We start from the raw sequence: 25518 nt of genomic DNA on the forward strand, positions 1-25518 counted from the left end.
GACGGCCGTCACATGGAAAGAACGCTTCGTGAAATAGACTTCTTGCCTTTGGCCGTCGCACGAAACGCGCAATTACCGAATTTCCTCGATGAGCCAGGAACTCGAAGTCCGACATGCGTTCAGTCAATATCCAGTACGACGCGCGCCTCGATCATCTGAGGGCCGGCGCCGCGTTGCTCGTCTTTTTCTATCACACGTTTCACGTGCTATACGGGCACTGGCAGCCTTACCCACATGCATTTCTGGCCGGCTGGCTCGTCGAAGGTCACAGCGGCGTGGGCCTGTTCTTCGTGCTGTCCGGATTCCTCTTCATGCGTATCGCGCTGGGTGCGCCGGCAATCCGCTGGAGCGCATTCATGAAGAACCGTCTGTTGAGAATCTTCCCGCTTTTCGTGGTGATGTTTGTCGTCGCCACCTCTATCGGACGTGACAACTTCGGACCCGCAGACCTGCTTTATCTGCTCGCGTCCAACCTGGGTCGGGCCCCGACATCAAACTCCTTCATGACGGGCGCCGCATGGACGATATCGCTCGAGTTTTCGTTCTACATGGTATTTCCGTTTCTGGCGCGCTTTACCATCCAGTACGGCATCGGATGGCTACTGAGACTGATCGCGCTGTGGCTGTTGCTGCGCTGCGGTGCGTATTTCTTTAGTGCCCAGTCCACGCACATGTACTACTCGACCTTGCTCGGTCGATTCGACCAGTTTCTGGTCGGCATGGCGGCCGCGCTGCTTGCGCGACGTGTGTCGACGCTTAGAGAGCGTCGTCTGCACGGTATCTGGTGCGTTGTCGCTGCGGCACTCGTCGTGACGCTGCTCGGCCTGCTCGCGCGCCACGCGAGCTATCAGTTGCCGCAGCCAAAGCAACCGGTATGGGCAGTCTGGGGACTCGTCGAAGCGCTAATGTGGAGTTTCGTGATCGTCGCTTACACGAGCTGGCGAGGCTCAGTCGACGGCATGTTGAGCGCGTTCCTCGCGATGGTCGGCGAGTCGAGCTATTCGCTCTATCTTTGGCACTGTGTGGTGCTCTACCTCTTTGCGAAACTTACGGCAGCCTCCTTTGAAGCCGTCAATTGGCGCATGGGCATGTGCGCAGCGATAATGGTACTGCTTCCGTTATGTCTGCTGGTCGCGCGCCTCAGCTATACGACGATCGAAAGACCGTGGCTTCTGATGCGCAGCCGCTATCACTAGCCGCGCCTTTAGCATTACGCAATTCTGCAAAGTGTGCGCATCCGCACAACTTCGAAAGTGTTCCTGCGATAAATTTCCGTGCAGGCATTGGTCGGTCGGGATATGGCTCAGCCACTCCGCCCTGGCTCATTTCACGGAAGAACCGTCATGGCTGTCACATCGAAGAAAAAGCGCAAAAGCCTGCGCGCAAACGGAAACGTTCCGAGTCATTGGACGGCCGAGTGGGCCGTCGAACCCGCAGCTACGGAAGGTTGGGTCAACGTCACGTTGACCGTCAAACAGACCGACGGTGTGTCGACGGTCCAACGAACATACCGCTATCTGCTGAGCCGCGAGCGCGCCAGCCAGCTCATGCAGGAGATGAACGAATCGCTGGCGAGGGAAGCAGCCAGCGAGAACCTCGATAGCACGGCGGCGCTTGTTGCGGCCAGAGCTGCCCTGCAAGCAGGGGCAAGCTCATCCGCATTGACGCCCGAAGAGAACAATACGCTGCTCGATCATTTCGCGCTCGGCGCCTATGGGCTCGTCGGTAACTAGGCTCGACGCCGACGCGGCACGACGGGCCCGCGGCGAGGAAACTGCGGGCGAGACCGTCAACGCCTCTGGGCCGGCCAGGAAGCGTTCGCGAGTGCCGGAGCAGGCGGCAGATTCAGACGCACCATCTTTGACGAGACGAGTGCCGATGGGCCGGGAGCCGGAAGGTCTCCCGCTGTCGCGCCTGTATTGGCGACGTTGGCGGGCACGAACCACTTCGAAACGTCGTACAGGTTTTCGGCTGTCAGTATGCCAGCCGCCTTTCTCAATTGCAGGGTCGCCAACAGGTACTGATATCGTGCCTTGGCCAGATCACGTCTGGACTGGTACAACTGCTGTTCGGCTGTCAGTACGTCCAGGTTGGTGCGCATTCCAGCCTGCACACTCTTGCGCGTTGCAGTGATGAGCAGCGTCGCGGATTCGACGGCGCGCTCGAGTGCGTCGATGCGCGTCAAGCTGCTCGTGCACACGTTGTACTGCTTGCGGACGTCGAGCAGCACCTTGTCGGTCTTGTCCTGCAGGATGAACTGCTCCCGCTCGTAGTTGTCCCTGGCCTGACGCGAGCTTGCGGAAACGAGGCCGCCGGAATAGAGAGGAATCGTCAGCTCGACACCAATGGACCTGGTCGAATATCGTTGTCCGATCGTATTGACGGAATCAGACTGATTGCGCCCCACGCTGGCAACGATATCGACGCGTGGGTAGAAGCCGGCCCGCACGATTTCGACCTGCTGACGCGCGGCTTCCACAGTATGTCTCTCCGCGATCAGGTCTGCGCTGTTTTCGAGCGCGATGTCGTGCCATTGATCGAAGCTGCCCGCCGCTGACGCATCAGGCTTGTACTTCCCGGTCAGTCTGTCGAGATTGACCGCCTCCTTGTCGACGGACAAGCCGGTGAGCGCCTCCAGCGTGTGCGCCATGTTATCGACGTTATCGCGCGCATCGGCGACATCGGCACGTGCGAGCTCGGCCTTTGCGCGCGTTTCGAGAATATCGGTGCGCGTTCCTTCGCCATTGCGAAAGAGCGCTTCGTTGCTGGCGAGCTGTTCGTCGAACGCCTTTTGTTGCGCGAGCGCGAGCGCCAGCTGATCGAGCGCGTACGCGGTGTCGGTGTACGCAGTCAGCACGCGCACGAGCAGGTCCTCGCTATGCCCGGCAAACGTCGCTTCCGAGGCGAGCGCCTGCGCCTTGCCGTACCGGTAGCGAGCGATGCCTTCATAGCTGAAAAGCGGCTGTCGCAGTGAAACGCCCGCCGCGTAGGCCCGATATTGCTGATCAGTTGTCTCTGGCTGGCCGGGGAAGAGCGGTCCGAGCTGCGTCGTCCGCGTCCAGTCGCGATAGTTGGCATAGTTGGCCGACAGGTTAGGCAAAAGATAGGAGCGGCCAATCACCCGGTTCTCTTCGCCCGCATCACGCTCCTTGATCGCTGCGGCATAGACGGGATCGTGCGTGAGGGCGGCGTCATACGCGTCGGCGGGGCCAAATGCGTGGGCGGGGCTGGCCGCTCCGAATGTCAGCGCTGCCCCCACTGCAACAGAAAGACGCCGAAAAGAGCCAGGAACCGCACGGAGCGAACGCGCGTTGGCGCACCGCGGCGCTCGCCGCGAATTCGATGCAATTGACTTCACCGCGTCAGTCCTCCGTCAGCGCCGTGCGCGCGCGATCGACGATCGGCTTGAGCAGATAGCTCAGCAGCGAGCGCTCGCCGGCCTTGACGAAGACCTCGACGGGCATGCCGGGCTTCACGTCGAAGTGCGCCAGCTCTTTCATGCCTTGCGGTGTGACCTTGACTCGCAAGCGGTAGAACGGGGCAGCCGTGCGTTCGTTCACGAGCCGGTCGGCCGAGACGAAGGACACAGTTCCCGGAATGCGCGGCGTGGTGTTCTGGTTGAACGCGGTGAACATCATGTCCACAGGCATCGCATCATGCACCTTGTCGACCAGATTGACGGGCAATTCCGCTTCGACTTCGAGCGGCTCGCCGCTTGGGACGACTTCCATCAGCTTCGCCCCCGCGGCGATCACGCCGCCATTTGTGAAAACATTGACGCCCACCACCGTGCCATCGACGGGCGCACGAAGCTCGGTGTTATTGACTTCAAAATCGATTTCGCTCAGCTTGCTACGAAGCGCGCTCGTATCGCGTTCGACATCGGTAAGCTGAGTGCGCACTTCCTTCATGTAGTCTTCCTGCTGTTGCGCGATGCGCATGCGCGCTTCGGCAATCTGGCTCGCCAGTTGCGCCGAGTATCCGGATTGCGTGGCGATCTCGCTTTGGACTCGCGCGTCCTCGCGTTCCAGATCCTGCAGCTTGGTGCGCGGCACGTAACCTTCATTGGCGAGCTGCCGCACCCCGGCTAGCTGGTCGCTTAGCACCTTCTGTTCTGCCTGTTTCTGCTGGTTCGCATCCTTCGAGCGGGCAAGCTGTGCGCCGTAACCTGACATCGTCTGACGCAGCGCGCCAATGGACGACTGCAACGCAGCGCGGCGCGAATTCAGGAGTTCCTGCTGCAGACGCATGTTGTCCAGGACCTGCTGGTTGTGCCCGGCAGCGGCCCTTTGCAGTTCGGCCGGAAATGCGATTTTCGGGGCGCCCGTTGCCTCGGCTTCGAGGCGCGAGCGCACGGCCAGTTCGCTCAGAAACTGCGCGCTGATTGCCGCCTGCTGGGCGCGGGCTTGCACGGAGTTCATCCGGACGAGCACCTGACCAGCCTTCACCACGTCGCCGTCGTGCACCAGGATGTCCTCGATGATGCCGCCGGTTGGGTGCTGGATCTGCTTGCGGTTGCCCGTGACGACAACCGTACCTTGAACAGGAACCCCCTTGCTGAGTGGCGCGAACGTCGCCCACAGCAGCGAGCCGACCACACCGACGAGAACGATGGTCCAACCGACCCTGACATAACGCAGTTCGTCAGTCTGGACTTCGGGTGGCACAGACGTGCCAAGTACTTCAAGCGCCGGCGTGCCGGCTTTCTTGCTTGCTGAATTGAACATATTGACTCTTGAGGTCAGGCCGTTGCGTCGGCGGTCTCGACAGACGGTGGCTGGTTTGGCGCGGCGGCACGTGCAGCGGCGGATGCCTCTGCGGAAGCTGGGGCTGCCTGCTGTTGTGCGGGTGCCTTCGACAAGGTGGCCATCACGTGAGCGGTTGGCCCGTAAAGCCGCAGTTGCCCTTCGACGAGTAGCAACAGCTTCGTGGTTGCCGCAATGATGCTTGTGCGGTGCGTGATCAGTACGACCGTCTTCCCTGCTTGACGCAGTTGATCGATCGCGTGCCTGAGCGCCGCCTCGCCCATTTCGTCGAGATTCGAGTTCGGTTCGTCGAGCACGATCAGCGCGGGATTGCCATATAGTGCGCGCGCGAGGCCGATGCGCTGCTTCTGGCCTCCCGAGAGACCCGAGCCGCCATCGCCGACGGGCGTATCGTACCCTTGCGGCAATCGCAGGATCATGTCATGGACGCCCGCAAGCCGCGCGGCTTCGATGACCTTGGCCGAGTCGATCTGCCCGAAACGGGCGATGTTTTCGGCGATCGTTCCACCGAACAGTTCGATATCCTGCGGCAGGTAACCGATGTGCGGTCCGAGCTGGTCCTTGTTCCACTGGTAGATGTCGGCGCCATCGAGGCGCACCGTGCCGAGCGCGGCGGGCCACACCCCGACGAGCAGGCGGGCCAGTGTCGATTTGCCTGAAGCGCTCGGACCGATCACGCCGACCACGTCGCCAGCTTCAATTGAGAAATTGAGGTTTTGCAGCACCGGCACGCGGATGCCAGGAGGCGCGGCGCTGACGCCTTCGAGCGCGAGGCTGCCCGACGGTGCCGGCAGGGTCATGCCGACACGACGCGCCGGATTGGCGTCGAGCAGATCGACCAGACGGTTATACGCGCTTTTTGCGGCATTCCACTGGCGCCACACGGAGATCACCATTTCGAGCGGACTGAGCGCGCGTCCCATCAGGATCGATCCCGCTATCATCATGCCGGACGTCACCTGCCCGCGAATCGCGAGCAACGCACCGAGACCGAGCACGAGAGACTGCAGCGACAGGCGCACGAACTTCGTGATGTTGCCAACCAGTGCCGCCTTCTCGCTCGCTTCGGCCTGACGTGCAAGGAAGCCCGTGTTCAGGACGGACCAGCGCGACAACAGGTCGGGCAGCATGCCCATCGCTTCGATAACCTGAGCATTGCGCAGATTGCTCGTCGCGAGCGCCGTCGAACGGATCGACAACTGGGTCGCGTCTGCAAGCGGTTGCCGCGACACGCGCTCGTTGACCACGGCCAGTGCGACGAGTACGGCAGAGCCAGCAACCGCGAACAGCCCGAGCCACAGGTTGAACGCGAAGATCACGATCAGATAGACGGGAAACCACGGTGCGTCGAAGAATGCGAAAAGCGCATTGCCGGTGACGAACTGACGGATCGTCGTCAGGTCGTTCAGCGATTGCCCGGCATTCGTACCCTGCCGTTTGAGGTTGGACTCGAAGCTGGCTGTATAGACGCGCGAATTGAGTTGCATGTCGAGCTTGGCGCCAACCCGGATAACGATGAAGCTGCGCACATACTCGAGCGCTGCCGATAATCCATACATGCCGAACATCATCAACGTCAGCATGGCGAGCGTGACACCATTGCGGCTCGGAATCACACGGTCGTACACCTGCAGCATGTACAGCGACGGCACGAGCATCAGCAGGTTGATGAACATGCTGAAGATGCCGATCGTGCGGAATACGCGCTTGTAGCCGAGTAGCGCCTGCACGATCTCGTTCGTTGGAAGTTTGAAATTCGTTGTCATTTTGCTGACGCCCGCGTTGAGCGGGTATGGCCTCTTTCTCGCGCGACTGGTGGTTCGCCCCTTTTCTCAAGGTGAAGTCGCAGTATTGTTATCCACCCACGAAGGCGCCATTCTGCGGGAATGACATTCGCAAAAATGTGATCGCTGTCACACGGATGAGGGGGTAGGCAATATGTGACGGCCGTCACATATAAAGACGCGTACAACAACGATACTTACGTCGCTCCACGCTGTGCACATCAATAAAAAGTCACGAATGGTCGAGAATCAGATTTCGGGGATGCCGCTCAGAGTTGCAATGGGTGGCCGTGCGCTCCTCACGCCACTAACGGGAATAGGGCAATACGCGTTTCATCTCGCGCACGAGTTCGTGCGGTGTGGCCACGACGTGCGTTTCTTTTATGGAACTCATTGGTCGTCATCGATTGCAACGGGAAACGATAGCGCATCATCGGCATCTCTTGGCGCCCCTTCGTTGCGCACCCGAATGGCAAGCGTCGCCAAACGGTTTGCACGGCGTCACGTGCCCTGTGTTTACAGGTACATGCCGCATGTCGAGCAGTTTCGCTTCAATTCAGGCGTGCGGCGCAGTGCGGCGCCCCACGTGTACCACGATCCGAACTTCATTCCGTTTCGCTTTGACGGCCCGACGGTGATTACCGCGCACGACGCATCGTGGGTGCGGTATCCGCAATATCATCCGGCAGCACGGCTCGCATTGTTGCGGAACAATTTTCCGAAAGCGCTCGAGCGCGCGGATCGTGTGATCGTCGTATCCGAATTCGTGCGAGACGAATTGATCTCCTGCTTCGGCGCGCGACCAGAGCGGCTGCGTGTTGTCCATAACGGTGTATCAGCACGCTTCAGGCCATACACGACTGAAGAGACGCGCGAGGTGCTGTCGCGCAACAATCTCATCCATGGGCAGTATTTCGCAGCCGTGGGCACGCTGGAGCCGCGCAAGAACCTGCTTGCGGCGCTCGATGCGCATACCCGGCTGCCAATGCCGGTAAGACGCAAGTTTCCGCTCGTGCTGGTCGGCGGCGAAGGATGGATGACGGAGTCGCTGCACACCGCGCTTGTGAAGTCGTTGAACGATGGCACGGTTCGCAGGCTCGGGTACGTGCCCGACGAGGCGCTGCCTTTGCTGACAGCCGGCGCGCTCGCTCTGCTCTACCCGTCGATGTATGAAGGCTTTGGGTTGCCGGTCCTCGAAGCGATGGCATCGGGTGTCCCTGTTATCTGCTCGAACGCTCGCGCGCTTGTAGAAGTGACGGGCAACGCAGGGCTCCTCTACGACCCCGATGATATTCCGGGATTCGCCGACGCAATGCAGATGCTCATCGACGATTCGGCGCTGCGCGCGCTGCTCGTCGCGCGGGGCAAAACGCGGGCGCAGCATTTCAGTTGGCGGCGCTCGGCGCAAGAGACGCTCGATGTATACAGGCAGGTTATCGTCTAGCGCAAACGCTGTCGCCTCGAATACCCGTTAATCGGAAATTGCTCAAAATGGTTAGCTTCAGGACCAGTCTCGATCATGTCTGGCTGCTGGCTCGACAGGATCTCGTGGATCGTCATCGTGAAAACGCGTTGGGCGCAGCGTGGTTGCTGTTGCAGCCGCTCGCGTTCATCGCACTGTTCAGCACGGTGTTTTCGCACTTCATGCGTTCGCGGCTCGGCACATACGCCGATCCATATTTGTATACGGTCTATCTGATCAGCGGGCTTCTGATGTGGAATCTGTTTTCCAACATCGTGAGCCGGCTCGCCGCGGTGTACAGCGGGAAAGCGCATCTGATTCGCAAGATCAGTGTGAACCTCTGGATCATGCCGCTTCACATCGTCGTCTCGGAGTGGGTTGTGTACGTGATCGCGATGTCGTTTTTTGCGGTGTTTCTTCTGGTGATCGGCCATCCCATCGGTCCGCAGTGGTGTCTGCTGCCTGCCGTCGCCTTGCTTCTAAGTGCGCTCGCTTATGGGCTCGGCGTCATGCTCGGCACCATCGACGTATTCGTTCCCGATGTGAAGAACGTGTTGAACATCGTATTGCAGTTCGGGTTCTGGCTGACGCCCGTTGTCTACCTGGCCGATATTCTGCCGCTTTGGGCAGAGCACTTGATGCATTTCAATCCGGTGTTCTGGGCAGTCGACGCGACGCACGGCATCGTCGTATGGCATCGCTGGCCGCCGCTCGAGGAGTTCGCCGCGCTTGCCGTGACTTGTGTTGTGAGCCTGGTCGCGAGCCGCGCGCTGCTCGCTCGCCTGCAGGCCGAAGTGAGGGATTTGCTGTGATCAGTCATGCACCTTCCGACGCGCCCGTGCTGGTCGTCGAGCACCTGCGCAAGCAGTTCAACATCTACAACCGTCCCGCGGACCGTCTGATACAGGGTCTGACGGGCAAGGCGCGCTATCGTCGTCACGTCGCCCTCGACGATATTTCGTTTTCTCTTGCGCGAGGTGAAGCGATCGGCGTGCTCGGCCAGAACGGCGCCGGCAAGTCGACGCTGTTGAAGCTCGTGAGCGGTGTGCTCGAAGCAGATTCGGGAACGATCCGCCGTAACGGTCGTATCACGGGTCTGCTCGAACTCGGCACGGGCTTCGACTCGAAGCTGTCGGGCCGGGACAACATCGCTGTCAATGCGCGCCTCATCGGCATGACGGGTGACGAGATTGCAGAACGCCTCAACGACATCATTGCATTTTCGGAACTGGGCGAATTCATCGACGCCCCCGTGCGCACGTACTCGTCCGGGATGGTAATGCGTCTTGGCTTCGCGATTGCGATCCACGCGGATCCCGTCTGCTTTATCGTCGACGAAGCACTGGCCGTGGGCGACGCACGCTTTCAGCAGAAGTGCCTGAAGCGAATCCGGGCCTTCCGCGACCGCGGCGGATCCATTCTGTATGTGTCGCACGACATCAACTCGGTGAAGCTGCTGTGCGACCGCGCGCTGCTCCTGTCAAACGGCAAGGTGATCTTCGACGGCGGCCCCGAAGAAGCCGCGCAAAGCTATTACCGGCTGATCGCCGGCGTCGACGATGCTCTGCGCAATGCCCGGGATGACGAGCAGGAATCGTATGGCGCGATGCGCACGCGAATTCTGCAAGTGACGATGGCGAACCGCTTCGGCGTCGGTGATCGGTTCGGCTCCGGCGAACAGGTAACTGTCACGCTCGACTGCGAGTCGTTGCAGGATGCGGAGCTGTCAGTTGGCATCCTGATCCGCGATCGTTTTGGTCAAGACGTGTTCGGGACAAATACTTCGCTACTTGGAAAACCGGCGGTCTTTCAGCAGGGCGGGCACGTCGAGTGCCGCTTTTCATTGCCGCTGAACTTTGCCCCCGGCAAATACACCTTGACCGTCGCACTGCATACGGACGACACGCACGTTCACGATTGTCAGCACTGGTGGGACGCGGCAGCGACGTTCGAGATCGCGGGTTTTACGAAGACGCCGTTTTCGGGCCTTTGCTACGTGCCGGTCGAATTTCAACAACACATCCCAGTGGATTCCGCACAATTTGCAACGAGCCAATCATGACTAACGCGGCACTCTCGGCTCTTATCGAGCGCGTCAAGGCGGAAGCGGCGACGCGCACGCCGGCACATCAACCCTTGTCGCGACCTGCGCTGCAGCTACCAGGCGATTCGGGCCGCGTGCGCGCGCGCGGCTTGCAGCAGACGTCCGCTTCTCCGGCAGACGTCGGTGTCGAGCGATTCATGCTTGGCGATAACGACGATTTTATCGACGAAGCGTACCGTTATCTGCTCGGCCGCGAATCCGACGATTCGGGCCGACGGCATTACAGGGCGCAACTGGCGAATGGCGTTAGCCGGCTTAGTATCGCAGCGAAATTGCGGCTGTCGCGCGAGGGACGCAACCGAGGTACAGGCACGGACGGGCTGAAATGGGCAATGGCGCTCACGGCCTTTGACAGCGCATTGCGTCCGCTGCGCATGAGCTTCGTGACGCGCTCGGCGATGCGGCGTCTCGAACGGCGCGTGTCGAAACGCGCAGCGCTACTCGAATGCTGGCGCGCAATTGAAGATATCGAGGCGCGGCTTGATGAGCACAAGGCGCACGTGGAGACTTCAATAGAAACCGCCGTGGCGACTGCAAGGGCAGCTGTTGCGAAGGCCGCGCAAGACGAGTCGCTCGTTTCGCAGCAAGTGCTCGACCGATACTACCTCGCATTCGAAGACGCTAACCGCGGCTCTCAGGAGAGCGTCTCGGCCAAGCTCGCCGTCTATAACGACTGGCTCGGCACCCGCGTACCGGGGCGCCGCGGCCTGCAACATGCAATAGTCGACATCGGGTCTGGGCGTGGCGAATGGCTCGCGTATGTATCGGCAAAACATTTCGACGCGGTGGGGGTCGACGCGAACCCCGTTATGGTCGACATGTGCACGGCGCGTGGGTTCGACGTGCAATGCATGGACGCGCTCGGCTATTTGCGCAGCCTTCCTTCCCGATCGGTCGGCGCGGTCACGGGCTTTCACATCATCGAACATTTGCCGTTCGACTATCTTTATGCGCTCGTTGCGGAATGCAATCGCGTGCTGGTGGACGGAGGGTCGGTGCTGTTCGAGACTCCGAACCCGGAAAACGTCCTGGTCGGCAGCCACACGTTCTATCACGACTTCACACACCGTAACCCGGTCACGCCGTCTGCCATCACGTTCCTGCTTCAGTATCACGGCTTTGACGACATCGACATCATCAGAAGCAGCCCGTATCCGGAAGAAGCGAAAGTTCCGGGCAACGACCCGCTTACGGAGCGTGTGAACGGCCATCTGTGCGGACCGCAGGATTTCGCCGTAACTGGACGCAAGGCACGCGCGGCGGGAGATCTGGTTTGAAGATACTTGTGACGGCCAATCTGGTGCCGTTCATCCACGGCGGTGCGACTTATCACGTCAACGGGGTCGTGGACGCATTGCGGCAAGCAGGACACTACGTCGAATTGCTGAAGCTGCCGTTTCGCTTCTCGCCGGAAGCCGACATTGCGCGCGCGATGAAGCATGCCTCGTCGCTCGATTTTGTGCAGCCCAACGGCGTGTCGATCGATCGCGTGATCAGCCTTCAGTTCCCGGGATATGGCATCGCCCATCCCAATCATTACGCGTGGGTCATGCATCAGCATCGCGCCGCGTACGAACTGTACGATCCCGCGCGGTCGACACCGGAATTCGACGCATTGCGCGAGCAGATCATCGCCTTCGATAACGCGTCGTTGACGCGCGCCCGAGCCGTGTTCGCGAATTCGGGGCGGGTCGCGGAGCGCTTGAAGCAGTTCAACGGCATTGGCGCGCAGCCGCTTTATCATCCGCCGGCGCATACCGGGCATTTCCGGTGCGACGACGCGTTGCCATACGTCTTCTTTCCCAGTCGGCTCGAGACGCTCAAGCGCCAGCACCTGGTGATCGAGGCGGCCCGACACATGCGCTCGTCGCTCAAGATCGTGCTTGCGGGTGACGGAGGCCAGCGCAAAGCGTACGCGGCATTGATCGAACGGCTCGGCGTGGGTGATCGCGTTGCGCTGATCGGCCACGTTACGGAAGAAGAGAAGCGTGCCTTTTATGCGCGTGCGCAAGCAGTCGTTTTTCCCGCTTTCGACGAAGACTACGGCTATATCACGCTCGAGGCGATGCTTTCCTCCAAGCCCGTGCTGACTTGTGCCGACGCGGGCGGCCCGCTCGAGTTCATTTGCCACGGCGACAACGGCTGGATCGAGGAACCCGCCGCCGAGGCGCTTGCCGCTCGTCTCGACTGGATCGCCGCGCATCCGCGCGAAACGGCTGAAGCGGGCGCGCGGGCGCTCGAGACGTGGTGCTCGGCTGACATTTCCTGGGAGCGAGTGGTCCAGGTACTGACCGCCGCATGAGCGAATCGAATCATGAAAATTGCAATTGTTGCACCCAGCCCGGTGCCCTTTGTCATCGGCGGTGCCGAGAATCTGTGGTGGGGCCTTGTCAACGCGTTCAATGCGCAGCCCGGCGTACAGGCCGATCTGCTGAAGGTGCCGAGCCCCGAACGGAACATGGGCGAACTCCTGTCGAGCTATCGTCATTTTTCTTCGCTCAATCTCGATCACTTCGACATGGTGATCAGCACGAAGTACCCGGCCTGGGCAATTCGTCATCGCAACCATGTCGTCTATCTGCAGCATACCCTTCGCGGCCTGTACGACTGCTATCCGGAGCGTATGCCGACCACATTCGATCGGCAGCTGCTGCTGTCGCTCGGCATGCCGGAGCGCATCGTTCGGGCGCTTGCGGAGTACCGCGCGCATGACGTCGAGTTCGATGAACTGCTGGAAGCGCTCGACAGCGCCTTCGCGCGCGCGCCCGAATCGATGTGCTGGGCGTTTCCGGGCCCTGTGACTCGTGCGGCGATCCGACTTCTCGATGCCGTTGCCATGCGTCCCGATAAGATCGGGCACTATGCGGCCATTTCGCGCGTCGTGGCAAAGCGGGACGGGTACTTTCCCGAGGGCGTCGACGTCGCCGTCCATCATCACCCGACGAATCTTCAAGGGCTTGTTGCAGGTCCGCAAGAGACGATCTTCAGCGCGAGCCGGCTCGATCCGCTGAAGCGAATCGACATCATCATCGAAGCGTACAAGGCGAGCCGGCTTGACGTGCCGCTGCACATTGCTGGCAGCGGGCCCGACGAGGCGCGATTGCGCGCGGCTGCGAGCGACCACCCCGGCATCCGGTTCCTGGGGCGCGTGCCTGATGCCGTATTGGCGCAGGAGTACGCTCGCGCGGTCTGCGTGCCATTCGTCCCGCGCGACGAGGACTACGGGCTGATCACACTGGAGGCAATGCTGGCAGCAAAACCGGTGATCGCGACGACCGATTCCGGCGGCCCGATGGAATTGATCGAACATGGCCACAGCGGGCTGATCGTCGAACCGGACGCGCGTGCGCTGGCTGATGCGATGCGGGTGCTATGCGGCGACCTGGCGCGTGCAAGGGAGATGGGGCTGGCGGCCCGATCGCATGCCGCGAGACTTGACTGGGATACGTTGTGCAAGGCACTGCTCGAAGGCGCTCATACAGCGGCAGCCAAAGCGGCAATGGCGGAACCTGCAGCTCAAATAAAGGTGAATGGGGCGACGGGCAGTACCGCGCCGGCGATTGTCGCGCGCCGCGCGAAGCCCGTGCTTGGCGTGCTCAATACCTATCCGATCGCTCCCGTCGTAAGCGGCGGCAAACTTCGCCTCCACGGCCTGTATTCGCACGTGGCGGACGACTTCGACGTGCGCTTCGTCAACCTCGCTTCGCCGGATACGAGACGCCACGTCCGTCACCTGAAGGATGGCTTCAGTGAGGAACTGGTGCCCAAATCAAGCGACTTCATCAAACTGGAGGGCGAGCTGGGAGAAACGCTCGGCGCATCGGTCGAAGATCTGACCGCGGCAATGCATCCCCGCAGCGCGCCGCAGTGGCTCGATGCCATCGACCGGCTGGCCCGGACAGCGGAATTGATGGTGTGTTCGCACCCGTATGCGCTGCCCGCACTGCGCGAGGTCTCGTCCACTGCGTTCGTTTACGAGGCGCACAACGTGGAGGCCGATCTGAAGCGCGACATTTTCGGCTCGCATCAGTGGGCAGTCGATCGTGTCGCAGCGCTGGAGAGACAGGCCGTACGTGAGGGGGTGCTCGTCACGGCGTGCTCCACGCAGGATCGAGACCGGTTGCATTCGCTCTATGAGCGCGTGGACGCCGCGAATCTGATTGTAGTGCCCAACGGCATCGACGTCGGTACAACGCCTTTCCGTCAGAGTGCTATAGCTCAGCGAAGCCGCGCGAAGCTCGGTATAGACGGCCCGCTCGCGCTCTTCATGGGAAGCGCTCATGGCCCGAATGCCGACGCCGCGCGTGTCATTTTCGAGGCCGCTGCCCACCTTCCGCATGTGCAATTCCTGCTGCTCGGCTCCGTGTGCGACATGGTTTCGCGCTGGGACCGACCGGGCAACATCGGGCTCGCCGGCGTTATTAGCGAGGTCGAAAAGCATTGCTGGCTGGAAGTGGCGGACATGGGTCTGAATCCGGTGGTGTCCGGCTCGGGTACCAACTTGAAGCTGATCGAGTACGCTGCGGCGGGCTTGCCGATCGTCAGCACCGCATTCGGAGCGCGCGGAGCGGGTTTTAGAGCGGGGCGGGACTATATTGATGCCGGAGAAGCCGCGTTTGCCGAAGGTATCGCCGAGATGCTGCGACTCGACGAAACGGCCCGCGATGCAATGATTCGCGAGGCGCGTTCCCACGTCGAAAAAGAAGCCAACTGGCCGCTGATAGCCCGAGCCTACGCGGGCAGGCTGAAGAATCTGGTCTGTTGAGTGACGAGGCGTGGCAGGAGCCACGCCCTCAACGATATAGAGCCGCGCGAGAAAAAGGTCTTAAAGGAACAGGTGGCCAACGGACGCGAGCCCGTCTGGCTGACCGGTCAGCGTAAGCTCCACTGTGCCCGTATGTACGGCAAGCTGCGCATGATCCGGTCCCGTCACTTCGCGGAGCAAGCCGTCAACCAGGTCATACGACTGGTCAAGAAAACCAAGTGCTTCATGGCACAGCGAACTCTCGGGGGCACCGGACGTCGTGTGCGCTTTTGTCGGGGGAGTTTGTTGGGACATGGCAGAGCCTGTAAAGTTCGAAGCCGCAGTGTAGCGCAATGAACGCATGTTGGAATCAGTATTTCCATGACAAACCCACCGATGCGCTGCGAACCGTGTACGAGAAAATCGGAATCGAATCCGCGACTCGCTGTACGGACAATTGCGCGTAGGCAGACCAGGCATGCGACAAAGGATATACATAGCGAAGCGACGCAGAGCGTAGCGTCTGTTGCCGGGCTTCGTCGCCAAAAAAGATGGGATCATACGACGACGCATCCGTTTGGGTGCGTTGCTGATAGATCGCCTCGAGGCGTCCCCGACGCCGCATGTCATAGTCGAGTTCGAAATAGGTCGAGTAGCCATGACGGCTACCACCGGGGCGGCCATTGTGCTCACGGTCCCACGAAGGACCGATCAGGAACAGCAGCGTCGTTCGCTCGCCAACCCGCGCATTGAGTGCCGCTCGCGGTTCAACGCGCAGCGCGTTATACATCGAGTTGCCCGGATAGACGGTATCGTCGACAGTCAGATCGATACCCGCACGGGCGATCAGGCCCGTTAGCGTGACCACTGGCGACCAGTTGTTGGCATGCCATACGATATCGCGCTGATAGAGCTGCGTGCCAAGCCACAACACATCTGCGATCACCTCGTTACCCACTTGCCAGTGACCCAGCGAAGTCTGATGGGCGACACCGAGTGTCGCAACGCGCTGGTCGTACGCATGGTCGCGGCGATATTGGCGGCTCGCGAAGCCTGCGATCAGGCTGCTGTTTGGAACGCCAGGAATCGGCAGCCCGCCCTGCAGCGACGATTCGAGATATTGGTCACCGCGCGCGAGGCTCGATGGAGCCAGCACCAGTGAATCGATCGGCGCACCCGATGCGAACGTCACGAGCGAGCTAGAGGGCCCGAAGTTCGCGTTCGACGTAACACCGACGCCGAGCGAGGCAGCCGCTTGCGGGCGCCTGACGTTCTGCACGCAAGGGTTGTCGCGATAGAACACGATCAGCTTCTGAATAGGTGCAGGCACGGCGAATCGCTCTTCGATGCGTGCAAGCGTTTGCCGCGTCAGGTCTCGCTCGCCGAGCTGGCAATAGAGGAGCGCGACGTCCAGCAGCGCACCGGCTTCGCGCGGGTCACGGCGGACGAGTTCGTTCAGCAATTCGATGGCCATCTCGCGGTCGCCGCTTTCGATTGCCGCTTGTGCTTGTGCGCGCAGATCGTCGTTGACGATCTGATCGAGCGACGCATCCGTCATTTGCGCATGCGCCGTGACCGAGAGCAGGGCCAGCGCGCCCGCCATACAGATGCCGCGGCACGACCGCGCGAAGAAACAAAGGAGAGAACGGATCATCTGTGTGAACAGGCTCTCTCAACCGTGTTTCGCGAGGACGGCCGTGTCCTCACTGAGTACATACAGCATTTCAGGGGCGACTCGTCCTCGCAGCGTCGCTTGCGCATACGGGCGCAAATTGTGGCGTGTCACGGCTTTCGCCGTTTCCTCTCCGACCAGCAGATCGGTGCCTGCAACCTTTGCGTAATCCTGCAGGCGGGACGCCACGTTGATCGCGTCGCCAATGGCCGTGTAGGACTGACGCGTCGTCGAGCCGAGTTCGCCCACCACCGCGCTGCCTGTGTTGATGCCGATGCGCGCGCGTACCATCTGGCCGGCGAGAAGCGGCTCTTGGGCGTTGTTGAGCGCTTTCAGCTCCTCGAGCATCGCGAGTGCGCAGTCCATTGCGCGGTCCGGGTGATCGGCCTGTTCGAGCGGCGCTCCCCAGAAAGCCATGATCGCGTCACCGATGTATTTGTCGAGCGTGCCTTCCGTGTCACGGACGCAGCAAGTCAACCGTGTGAGGACAAGTTCGGTCATCGCGACCAGTTGCTCAGGGGTCATCTGCTCGGCGAGCCTGGTATAGCCCTCGATGTCGACGAACAGTACGGAAATGTGCCGACGCTCGGGCTGGAACGCTGTGAGCCCATGACGGCGCACGATTTCGCGCACCACGGTCGGCGGCAAATAGCGACTGAAACGCTGCTCGAACGAGCGGAGCGTTGCCTGCGATGAAATCCACTCGACGGGCGCCTGAACGATGATGAACATCGCGACCGGCACGAGCGGCAGAGCAATCAGGTCCGCTGCGACGAGAGGCGTCAGCAGCGCGACGGCAAGCCATGCGGAGATGGTCATGACGAGTGCGAGCAACGTGGTCAGTGCGCGTGAGCGCCTGAAGAGCACCGCAAACAGCACGATCGTGACCGCCGTCCACGCGAGCGGCAGCAGCGCCGAGCCGCTTGCATATGTGCCGCCCATCTGCGCATCGAGAAGCCATGTCAGCATCTCGGCGTGCACAACGGCCGCCGGCAGCCATGCGTCGACGGGTGTCGCGATATGGTCGGTCAGGCCAAGCGCCGACGATCCGACTATCACATAGCGTTCGCGCAACAGATCGACGGGCGCAGCCCCCGTCAGCACCTGAAGTGCCGGGATGGCATCGAACGACTGGCTGCCGTGACGGAATGGGATGCGAACAGTACCTCGCGAATCGACAGGTAATGAGGCGACCGACTGGCCGTGCGACGGCACGTGATCGGCGCAATGCAACATCTGCCATCCGAACATCGGATAGAGGGTCCCCGCATAACGGATGACGGGCGGCATGGCACGCACGACGCCATCGAACTCCGCAATTGGCGTAACGTGTCCCGTGCAAACAGCGGGATCTTCAAAGAAGTTGCCGACGAAGCCCGTTGCGACGGGTGGGTTCCACGGAACGGTAACCGGATCGCGCGGCGCCCCCACATGTCCCGCTCGAGCGGCGACCCGATTGTGCGACAGGTCGAATGCCTGCGCGAATACGAGCGGATAATGCCTCGCGATCGTCAGCAGCGCCTCGTCGTCCTTTGGATTCGACGCTTCGGGAAACAGGATATCGAGTCCGACGGTCTTCGCGTGAAATCGATCGAACAGCGTCTGAGCGAGACGCGCAATGAGCGCGCGAGGCCACGGCCACGGACCGATGACATCGAGCGAATGCTCGTCGATATCGACCAGCGTGACCCTGGTGTCGGGACGTTGCGCCTTCGTATGTCCCTGACGCCAGTCGTCGAGCGTGAATGCGAGACGTTCGTATGGTTCAGGTTGCCAGCCCGTGGCTAGCAGCACCGAGAGCAGCGCTGTCAATCCGAAAATCGCAAGGCGAACACAGTCGAGTCTCGAGGGGCGTGCTATCGCGCCCACTGTGTTGCTCCAACTGCCATCGTCTTCGAATCGATGCTTTGCAGGAACAGATACCCCGCCTGAGTAGCCGTCTTTCCGGCGAGCGCGCCGTGGATGGATGCCGGAGAGCCGTAATCGCTCGTCAGGATCCCGTCATTGCCGATCGCGCCACGCCCCACGATCGAATGCGTGCTTTCACTGGCGTTCAGGTCGAGCCGGGTCGTGAAGGCGCGCTTCCCGAAGTCGATGGAAAGGCTTGCGTTCGAGATCGTGCCGGGCACGGCCGTGCCTGCCGCCGCATTCACAAGGTAGGCGGCGGATTTCTGCAGCCCGAATTCGAACACACCCTGGGCGGGCATGACCATGTCGGGCTGCGGCGTGCGCGTCATCGCGAACAGCATATTGATGTCAACCCGTTGACTGCCTTGCTGGAGCAAGGCGTCAAGCGTGGTATCGGCGGGTTGCGATGCGAGCGGTGCAAAGCGACCCCAAAAGACCTGTTGCGCTTCAGGCTTCGGCGGCGGTGCAGGTACAGACGGCGCCGGCGTAGGATCGGGCGCGGGCACGGGAGCAGGGGTGACTGTGCGCGGTGTCTGCTCAGGAATGGCATGCATGAACTGAAGTTCGAGCGGGGCGACGCCGACACCGCCTTGCGTTTGCTCAGTGGCCGAGCGGGCCGCATTGTCCTCGCTTTTCTGTGTCGCTGCTCCTTGCGGTGAAATGACTGGCAGCCGGTTTTCGACCAGCAACGGGTGCGTGCTGCCACGATCGACCTGCAGCATCGTATTCGCTTGATCGGCAAACAGCTGCGCGGCGGCTGGGCCTTCGCATGGTCCGCTGCCGGATGACAGACAACTGTCGCCGAGCGGCGTCATCACGATACCGCCGCTACGTACATCGGCGCGTGTCGTATCAGCCGTGGTGAAGACAGAAAAGTCCGTGCCGCGTACGCCGAGCGCTGCGACGGGTGTATTGAGCCGATAGTGATCGCGCGCGGCCTGTGCGCCTTGACCGGAAACCTCGCGCATCGTTCCCTTATGCAGCACGAGCTTGATCACAGACTGTTTCGGTGCGGCAGCGTCGTATTGAAAGCGCTCGAATGTCAGCGAAGAGTCGGGACGCACGCTGATGAAGCCGTGATCGACAGTCGCGATGTAGACGTAACCGTCCGCCCCCGTTTCGATCGTGTCTCCCTGGGAGATCGTTGCATCCTGCGCGATCGGGGAACTTTGTCGTGCGCTGAGAATGCGCGCGCTTCCCACCACTGCAACTGCGTGGCCAACGATGCTATCTATCTTTTCCGTGCCTTGAGCGATCCCGGTCGTGCATGCAACCGACAGCGCAAGTGCCACCACTCTCAGATCAAAGCGTGCGCGCATTTTGTTGTTGTGCTTTATATCGTGCCGGATAGCACGACTGGTCCTCTTCAAATATTAACCAGGTCAGGGTCGCGTTGTGTGATGGCCGTCACAGAATCGATCGGGTTCGTTGATTAATGTGATGGCCGTCACAGATGTTGCGGCGCTGTACCACTATCGTGACGACGTGTCAGAGACCAGGCGCACATACTATTAAATGTCGATCGAAGATAAAAAAACTGACGACGGAATGTTCAAGGCTATCGATCTCCTAAGGCGACAGAAGTTACTTCGCGATGTATCCGACGATGTAATTGAAGAAACCAGTCGCCATATTCGCTACCGGCGTTATAGCAAGCGGGATTTTGTCGTTCATAAGGGCGACGCAGGATCCGCACTGCTCCTGCTGATGTCGGGGCGACTCCAGGTTATCGCACTGTCCGAGGATGGACGTGAAGTCGGGCTCAATTTCGTCGAGCCCGGTGATTACTTCGGCGAGCTATCTATCATAGATGGTGGACCACGTTCGGCATCGATTATTGCGACGACGGAATCGGTGGTGGGGTTCTTGCCGAAACCACAGGCGCAGGCGCTCTTCTACCGCAATCCGGCCGTCGTCGAAGCGCTTTTGCAGCGGCTATGCAGGACGATTCGTCAGGCATCGAACTATCGATCGATGCTCGGCCTCACGCGCGCTTATGCACGCGTGTATTCCGTACTCGAAGCTTCGATGAAGAAGTCCACGGGCGACATGCTGACGATCGAAAACCTGCCGAATCAGCAGGCGATTGCAATCATGGCCAACGTCAGTCGCGAAACGGTGTCACGGGCAATCCGGTCGCTCGTCGATGGCCGCGTCGTCGATCGCGACTACCGCAGACTCATCGTCCGCAACGTCGATTTACTTCGCAAACTCGCGCGCGGCGAGGCGGAGCTGCAACTGCGCAAGGACACATTGGAAGGTGGTGTGTCACGGGAGCAGAGTGCCGCGTGAAGCCGACAACTCTCTCGATGGACGGCTCAGGCCGATTTTTAAGCACCGTACGCTCGCGCTGACCGATTGAACGATCTGTCAGCAACTGGAATCATGCGCGTCTTACATTTCTACCGAACCTATCTGCCCGATACCATCGGGGGCGCCGAGCAGTCGATATATCACTTGTGCCGCGCGGGCGCGGACATCGGTGTCAAGAACAAGATCTTTGCGCTCACACGCATCCGCGATGCCCAGCGGATCGTTCAACTGGAAGGACACGAGGTAGAACGGAGTTTCAACCGGATGACGTTTGCGTCCGTGGAGCTCTCATGGCGCGCGTTACGGGAATTTAGCAGGTTGGCGGCGCAGGCTGACGTCATCCACTACCATTTTCCCTGGCCGATGGCTGACATCGCGCATCTGGCTCGACGTATCAATCGCCCTTCAATCGTCACCTATCACGCGGACATCCAGAGGCAGAAACTGCTGCTCTCACTGTACAGACCATTGATGCGCCGCTTTCTCGCAAGCGTGGACAGGATCGTTGCAACTTCACCCAACTACGTCGCGACTAGTGACGTGCTTCGAAAGCATCTAGACAAGGTCGAAGTCGTGCCGCTAGGTCTCGGACGCGCTTACTACCCGTCGCCCGATGAAGCGTTGATGCAGACATGGCGTGAACGTATCGGTACGCCATTCTTTTTGTTCGTTGGCGTGTTCCGTTACTACAAAGGTCTTCCCGTGCTGATCGAAGCAATGAAGCGTACGGGTTATCCCGTCGTATTCGTTGGCGACGGCCCTTTGGGTTCGAAAATCCGATCGCTCGCCATCGCGAAAGGCGTGACCAATGCTCATTTCACCGGGATGATACCCGAGGCCGACAAGGTCGCACTGGTCAAGCTCAGTCGGGCAATGGTTTTCCCGTCCCCGAACCGGGCAGAAGCATTTGGCATGTCACTGCTGGAAAGTGCGATGCTGGGCAAGCCAATGATTTCATGCGAAATCGGAACAGGCACGAGCTACGTGAATCTGCACGACGAAACAGGGCTTGTTGTCCCACCGAATGATCCTGATGCACTCGCGGACGCAATGCGACGCCTGTGGGAAGACGATTGCGCTGTCGAACAGATGGGACGTCGCGCTGCATTGCGATTCGAGGACCAGTTCAGCGCACATCGTACCGCGCAAAGTTACCGGCGCATATATGAAGCCGTGCTCGCAGAGCGCGCGGTGACAAACTTTGCAGCAGTCCCGAACCAACGACAACTGACAAGACTTCATGCTACGCCATCCGACGTGGCAACCGAGAGGCAATAGCAATCATGAACCATCCGTCTGTTCCTGAAACGGTACGTTATGCCATTTCCGGCATGTCCGATCCTGTACCTGGTGCATCGCCGATCTTGCCAGTCGTGCTTGCAGGGGGAGCGGGTACGCGGTTGTGGCCACTCTCGCGCGAAGCACATCCCAAACAGTTGCTGGCGCTGCTCGGAGATCAATCGATGCTCGAAATGTCCGTCGCTCGTCTGGACGGAATCGTCACCACGCATGCCAATCGCGGCCTCGTGGTGTGCGCCGACGAGCATCGCTTCCAGGTGGCGAAACACCTTGAGGCGAGCACCAGGGAGTGGCAGACGATCGTCGAACCGGTCGCACGCAATACGGCACCTGCGCTGACTCTCTCCGCACTCTGTGCAACGGCCAATGGCGACGACCCCGTACTTGTCGTGATGCCCGCTGACCACGCAATCGACGATGTAACTGCTTTCGAGCACGCTGTGCAAGGCGCTGCATCGCTTGCACAAGAAGGGAAAATTGTGGCGCTAGGTATCGCGCCCACTCGTGCAGAAACGGGATATGGATATATCGAAACCGGCGTGGCGCTCGAAAGCGCGACTGGACACCGGGCGCGTGCACTGACTCGTTTCGTCGAAAAGCCGGCTCGCGAAGCGGCGGAAGCCTTCGTGGCGTGCGGCAGGTACTGGTGGAATAGCGGCATTTTTGTTGTGCGTGCATCGGTCTGGCTCGCCGCCATCGACTCCGCGCGGCCGGATATCGCACAATCGTGCAAAACGGCCTGGCTGCGCGCAAATGCGGAAGGCAGAGAGTGGCGACCGGACGCCCAGAGCATGGGTGCTTGCCCGAGCGATTCAATCGATTACGCGGTAATGGAGCGTCTTGCCGCCTGCGGGATCGAGGGCGCTGTCGTGCCGCTCGAAGCGGGATGGAATGACGTTGGCGCCTGGGATGCAGTCTGGGACATTCTTCCAAAGGACGAGGCAGGTAATGTCGTGCGTGGAGATGTTTTGCTCGCGAATGCATCCGGCACCTATGCGCATTCGGAAGAACGACTGATTGCGTGTGTCGGCACCACCGATCTAATTGTCGTCGAGACGGCTGACGCTGTACTCGTTGCCGACCGTCAGCATGCTCAAGAGGTCAAGACAATCGTCGGCCGTATTCGCAAGCGTGAACGGGCGGAGGCGGCCCATCACCGCAAGGTACAGCGTCCCTGGGGATACTACGATTCGATTGACAAGGGATCGCGTTATCAGGTCAAACGCATCGTAGTCATGCCGGGGGCAACGTTGTCGCTCCAGTTGCACCATCACCGGTCGGAGCACTGGATCGTTGTGAGCGGCACGGCGCGCGTCACGCGGGGCGACGAAACGTTTACGCTGACGGAGAATCAGTCTACGTATGTGCCAATCGGTGTGAAGCACAGGCTCGAAAACCCGGGGCGCGTGCCACTCGAGATGATCGAAGTTCAATGTGGGTCCTATCTTGGGGAAGACGACATCGTTCGCTTTGACGATCGATACGGGCGTCATTGACGCGATCGGCCCTCGACATGTGCCGCCGCCCGCAAAGAGCAGGTCGCCGACGTTCGATATGTGTGGATCTGCAATCATCCAGTCGGACATTGAGATGAACTCATACAAAGATCTGGCCGCCCGGATGGCACGACAGGAGGTGGAAATCGAAAAAGCGCGCAAGGCCGAAGTTGCCGTCTTGATTGGTGAAATCGTCCGAAGGAAGGCGGCATACGGCATCGCAGAGCGTCGATGGCGGTCGCGGGAACGGTGGAAGCCTGCATGTGAACTGAAGCATCTGCACGAGCCCTGGTGAGCCGCGCGGCGCCCTCGCGCCGTTGGACCAGGTTCGCCTGCACATCAACACATCAGTACGTTGACGGCATCTTCGAGCGCCTGCGCCACCTGCCTGAGATGGACGGACGACGCGGCCGACTCTTCGACGACGCTGTGTTCATCTGAGTGATTCTAGCAAGCTGCTCCACCGCAATCTGCGTCCCGATGATCCCGGCGCTTTGTCCGGTACTGGCCTGAGCGATACCCGGGATTGTCCGCGTGAGCTCCGAAACGGATTGCTCGACCATCACCGGACTCTCGAAAACGATGCTGCGACTCACCGGCGAGGACATTGAGCGCACTCGCCAGCAAACCCTTGCCGGGTGGACATCTGGTTTTTGCGAGATCTACGTAGCCGGTATGTCGTAAATCTTCGCGAACCGCAGCGGGCTTGCACCACCCGCCGCGAGTCTTTATGTGCCGATCAACCGCACATCAAACGATCTCAATCGCAAGCGCAATGCCCTGCCCACCGCCGATGCACAGCGTAACGATGCCGCGCTTCAACCCATCGCGGCGCATCGAATGGATGAGGCGCGTCGTGAGCACAGCGCCCGTCGCGCCGATCGGATGGCCATGCGCGATCGCGCCGCCTTCGACGTTGATGATGTCGTGCGCGAGCCCGAGCCTTTGCGCGACCGCGAGCGGCACAGCCGCAAACGCCTCGTTGATCTCGACGCGCTCGACATCGCCGAGCTTCCAGCCCGCGCGCTCCAGCGCGATCTGCACGGCGGGCACAGGGCCGAGTCCGAACATGCCTGGCTCGACGGCCGCGATGCCGAACGCAGCGAGCCGCGCCGACGCTTCGATGCCATGCGCGTCCGCATAGTCGCGCCCCGCGACGATCATCGCCGCCGCGCCGCTATTGAGGCCGGGCGCATTGCCAGCCGTGATCGTGCCGTCGGGACGAAACGCGGGGCGCAGCTTCGCGAGCGTTTGGACCGTCGTATCGGCGCGCGGCTGCTCGTCGCGTGCGAACTGCACGGCGCCCTTGCGTCCTTCGATTTCGACGGCCACGAGTTCCGCATCGAATGCGCCGCGTTCCTGCGCGGCCACGAAACGCTGTTGCGAACGCGCCGCCCATTCGTCCTGAGCGGCGCGCGTCAGCTCGGCTTTCGTCACGAGGTCTTCAGTGTGCCAGCCCGAGTGCTCGTTCGAGAATGCATCGACGAGCCCGTCGCGCAGCATGCTGTCGTGCACCTGCGCGTTGCCCATGCGGCTGCCCCAGCGGCCGCTTTCGAGCAGATACGGTGCACGGTCCATGTTCTCCATGCCGCCCGCAACGGCCACGTCGCCGAGCCCGAGCGCGATCTCCTGCGCGGCCGACACGATCGCCTGCGCGCCCGATCCGCACACGCGGTTCACCGTCAGCGCGGGCACCGAAACGGGCACGCCGCCGCCGATCGACGATTGCCGCGCGGGGTTCATCTTGTTGCCTGCCTGGATCACGTTGCCCATCACCACCGACGACAACGTTTTCGCGTCGATCCCGCCACGCCGCAGCGTCTCGCGCACGGCAACGGCGCCGAGCTGCGTCGCGGGCACATCTTTCAACGATCCGCCGAACGCGCCGATCGGCGTGCGGACGGGATGGGCAATCACTACATCGCGTGCATTCATCGCTATTCCTCAAGTTGAACTACAGCACTTCGATG

The 25518-nt window shown here is 60.9% G+C and carries 19 protein-coding genes; 12 read left to right on the forward strand and 7 right to left on the reverse strand.

The window, feature by feature from the left end:
- Positions 1 to 113 precede the first annotated feature (113 nt).
- Complete coding sequence (locus tag GCT13_RS12060; RefSeq protein WP_152758177.1) at positions 114 to 1196, forward strand: acyltransferase family protein; 1083 nt, start codon at positions 114 to 116, stop codon at positions 1194 to 1196.
- Positions 1197 to 1343: 147 nt separating this feature from the next.
- Positions 1344 to 1733, forward strand: coding sequence for a hypothetical protein (locus GCT13_RS12065; RefSeq protein ID WP_152758179.1), 390 nt, complete (start codon positions 1344 to 1346; stop codon positions 1731 to 1733).
- A 56-nt stretch (positions 1734 to 1789) separates the two neighbouring features.
- Here the strand turns inward: GCT13_RS12065 and GCT13_RS12070 are convergent, their stop codons facing one another.
- From GCT13_RS12070 to GCT13_RS12080, 3 genes are all read right to left on the reverse strand, one after another.
- Positions 1790 to 3259: a TolC family outer membrane protein gene (locus tag GCT13_RS12070; RefSeq protein WP_321574302.1), complete on the reverse strand. Its 1470-nt coding sequence runs from the start codon at positions 3257 to 3259 to the stop codon at positions 1790 to 1792.
- A gap of 103 nt (positions 3260 to 3362) precedes the next feature.
- The gene (locus GCT13_RS12075; protein WP_152758181.1) at positions 3363 to 4727 is read right to left on the reverse strand and encodes an HlyD family type I secretion periplasmic adaptor subunit; all 1365 of its coding nucleotides are present in this window, start codon (positions 4725 to 4727) and stop codon (positions 3363 to 3365) included.
- Between the two features lie 14 nt (positions 4728 to 4741).
- The gene (locus GCT13_RS12080; protein ID WP_152758183.1) at positions 4742 to 6532 is read right to left on the reverse strand and encodes a type I secretion system permease/ATPase; all 1791 of its coding nucleotides are present in this window, start codon (positions 6530 to 6532) and stop codon (positions 4742 to 4744) included.
- A gap of 298 nt (positions 6533 to 6830) precedes the next feature.
- Between GCT13_RS12080 and GCT13_RS12085 the strand changes: the two genes are divergently transcribed.
- The 6 genes from GCT13_RS12085 to GCT13_RS12110 are packed head-to-tail and all read left to right on the forward strand — an operon-like array spanning position 6831 to position 14881.
- Complete coding sequence (locus GCT13_RS12085) at positions 6831 to 7994, forward strand: glycosyltransferase family 4 protein (RefSeq protein WP_227746803.1); 1164 nt, start codon at positions 6831 to 6833, stop codon at positions 7992 to 7994.
- A 47-nt stretch (positions 7995 to 8041) separates the two neighbouring features.
- Complete coding sequence (locus GCT13_RS12090) at positions 8042 to 8824, forward strand: ABC transporter permease (protein ID WP_152758187.1); 783 nt, start codon at positions 8042 to 8044, stop codon at positions 8822 to 8824.
- Positions 8821 to 10074 carry an ABC transporter ATP-binding protein gene (locus GCT13_RS12095; protein ID WP_193727645.1) on the forward strand — a complete coding sequence of 418 codons (1254 nt, stop codon included), beginning with the start codon at positions 8821 to 8823 and terminating at the stop codon, positions 10072 to 10074. The genes GCT13_RS12090 and GCT13_RS12095 overlap by 4 nt, the downstream gene beginning before the upstream one ends.
- Entirely contained in the window at positions 10071 to 11393 is a 1323-nt protein-coding gene (locus tag GCT13_RS12100; protein WP_152758191.1) for a methyltransferase domain-containing protein, read from the forward strand. The genes GCT13_RS12095 and GCT13_RS12100 overlap by 4 nt, the downstream gene beginning before the upstream one ends.
- On the forward strand, positions 11390 to 12418 hold the full coding sequence (locus GCT13_RS12105; protein ID WP_152758195.1) for a glycosyltransferase family 4 protein: 1029 nt from the start codon (positions 11390 to 11392) through the stop codon (positions 12416 to 12418). The genes GCT13_RS12100 and GCT13_RS12105 overlap by 4 nt, the downstream gene beginning before the upstream one ends.
- A gap of 12 nt (positions 12419 to 12430) precedes the next feature.
- Positions 12431 to 14881, forward strand: a complete 2451-nt coding sequence (locus tag GCT13_RS12110) for a glycosyltransferase family 4 protein (RefSeq protein WP_152758198.1) — start codon at positions 12431 to 12433, stop codon at positions 14879 to 14881.
- 349 nt (positions 14882 to 15230) lie between these two features.
- On the opposite strand, the gene GCT13_RS12120 is transcribed toward GCT13_RS12110, so the two are convergent.
- From GCT13_RS12120 to GCT13_RS50545, 3 genes are all read right to left on the reverse strand, one after another.
- Positions 15231 to 16463, reverse strand: coding sequence for a tetratricopeptide repeat protein (locus GCT13_RS12120; RefSeq protein ID WP_152758202.1), 1233 nt, complete (start codon positions 16461 to 16463; stop codon positions 15231 to 15233).
- Positions 16464 to 16532: 69 nt separating this feature from the next.
- Positions 16533 to 18344 carry a CHASE2 domain-containing protein gene (locus tag GCT13_RS12125; RefSeq protein WP_152758204.1) on the reverse strand — a complete coding sequence of 604 codons (1812 nt, stop codon included), beginning with the start codon at positions 18342 to 18344 and terminating at the stop codon, positions 16533 to 16535.
- A gap of 44 nt (positions 18345 to 18388) precedes the next feature.
- Complete coding sequence (locus GCT13_RS50545) at positions 18389 to 19759, reverse strand: FecR family protein (RefSeq protein WP_152758206.1); 1371 nt, start codon at positions 19757 to 19759, stop codon at positions 18389 to 18391.
- Between the two features lie 196 nt (positions 19760 to 19955).
- On the opposite strand from GCT13_RS50545, the gene GCT13_RS12135 reads away from it, so the two are divergent.
- The 4 genes from GCT13_RS12135 (at position 19956) to GCT13_RS12150 (ending at position 23843) form a co-directional block, all read left to right on the forward strand.
- Complete coding sequence (locus GCT13_RS12135; RefSeq protein WP_152758208.1) at positions 19956 to 20732, forward strand: Crp/Fnr family transcriptional regulator; 777 nt, start codon at positions 19956 to 19958, stop codon at positions 20730 to 20732.
- A 66-nt stretch (positions 20733 to 20798) separates the two neighbouring features.
- Positions 20799 to 22031: a glycosyltransferase gene (locus GCT13_RS12140; RefSeq protein ID WP_227746796.1), complete on the forward strand. Its 1233-nt coding sequence runs from the start codon at positions 20799 to 20801 to the stop codon at positions 22029 to 22031.
- Between the two features lie 5 nt (positions 22032 to 22036).
- Positions 22037 to 23548 (forward strand): mannose-1-phosphate guanylyltransferase/mannose-6-phosphate isomerase, encoded by a 1512-nt coding sequence (locus GCT13_RS12145; RefSeq protein WP_407670778.1) that lies wholly within the window; start codon positions 22037 to 22039, stop codon positions 23546 to 23548.
- Between the two features lie 94 nt (positions 23549 to 23642).
- Positions 23643 to 23843, forward strand: a complete 201-nt coding sequence (locus GCT13_RS12150; protein WP_152758210.1) for a hypothetical protein — start codon at positions 23643 to 23645, stop codon at positions 23841 to 23843.
- A gap of 455 nt (positions 23844 to 24298) precedes the next feature.
- On the opposite strand, the gene GCT13_RS12155 is transcribed toward GCT13_RS12150, so the two are convergent.
- Positions 24299 to 25483 (reverse strand): thiolase family protein, encoded by a 1185-nt coding sequence (locus GCT13_RS12155; protein WP_152758212.1) that lies wholly within the window; start codon positions 25481 to 25483, stop codon positions 24299 to 24301.
- Between the last annotated feature and the right edge of the window lie 35 nt (positions 25484 to 25518).

It is taken from the genome of Paraburkholderia franconis, from assembly GCF_009362735.1.
Taxonomy (GTDB): domain Bacteria; phylum Pseudomonadota; class Gammaproteobacteria; order Burkholderiales; family Burkholderiaceae; genus Paraburkholderia; species Paraburkholderia franconis.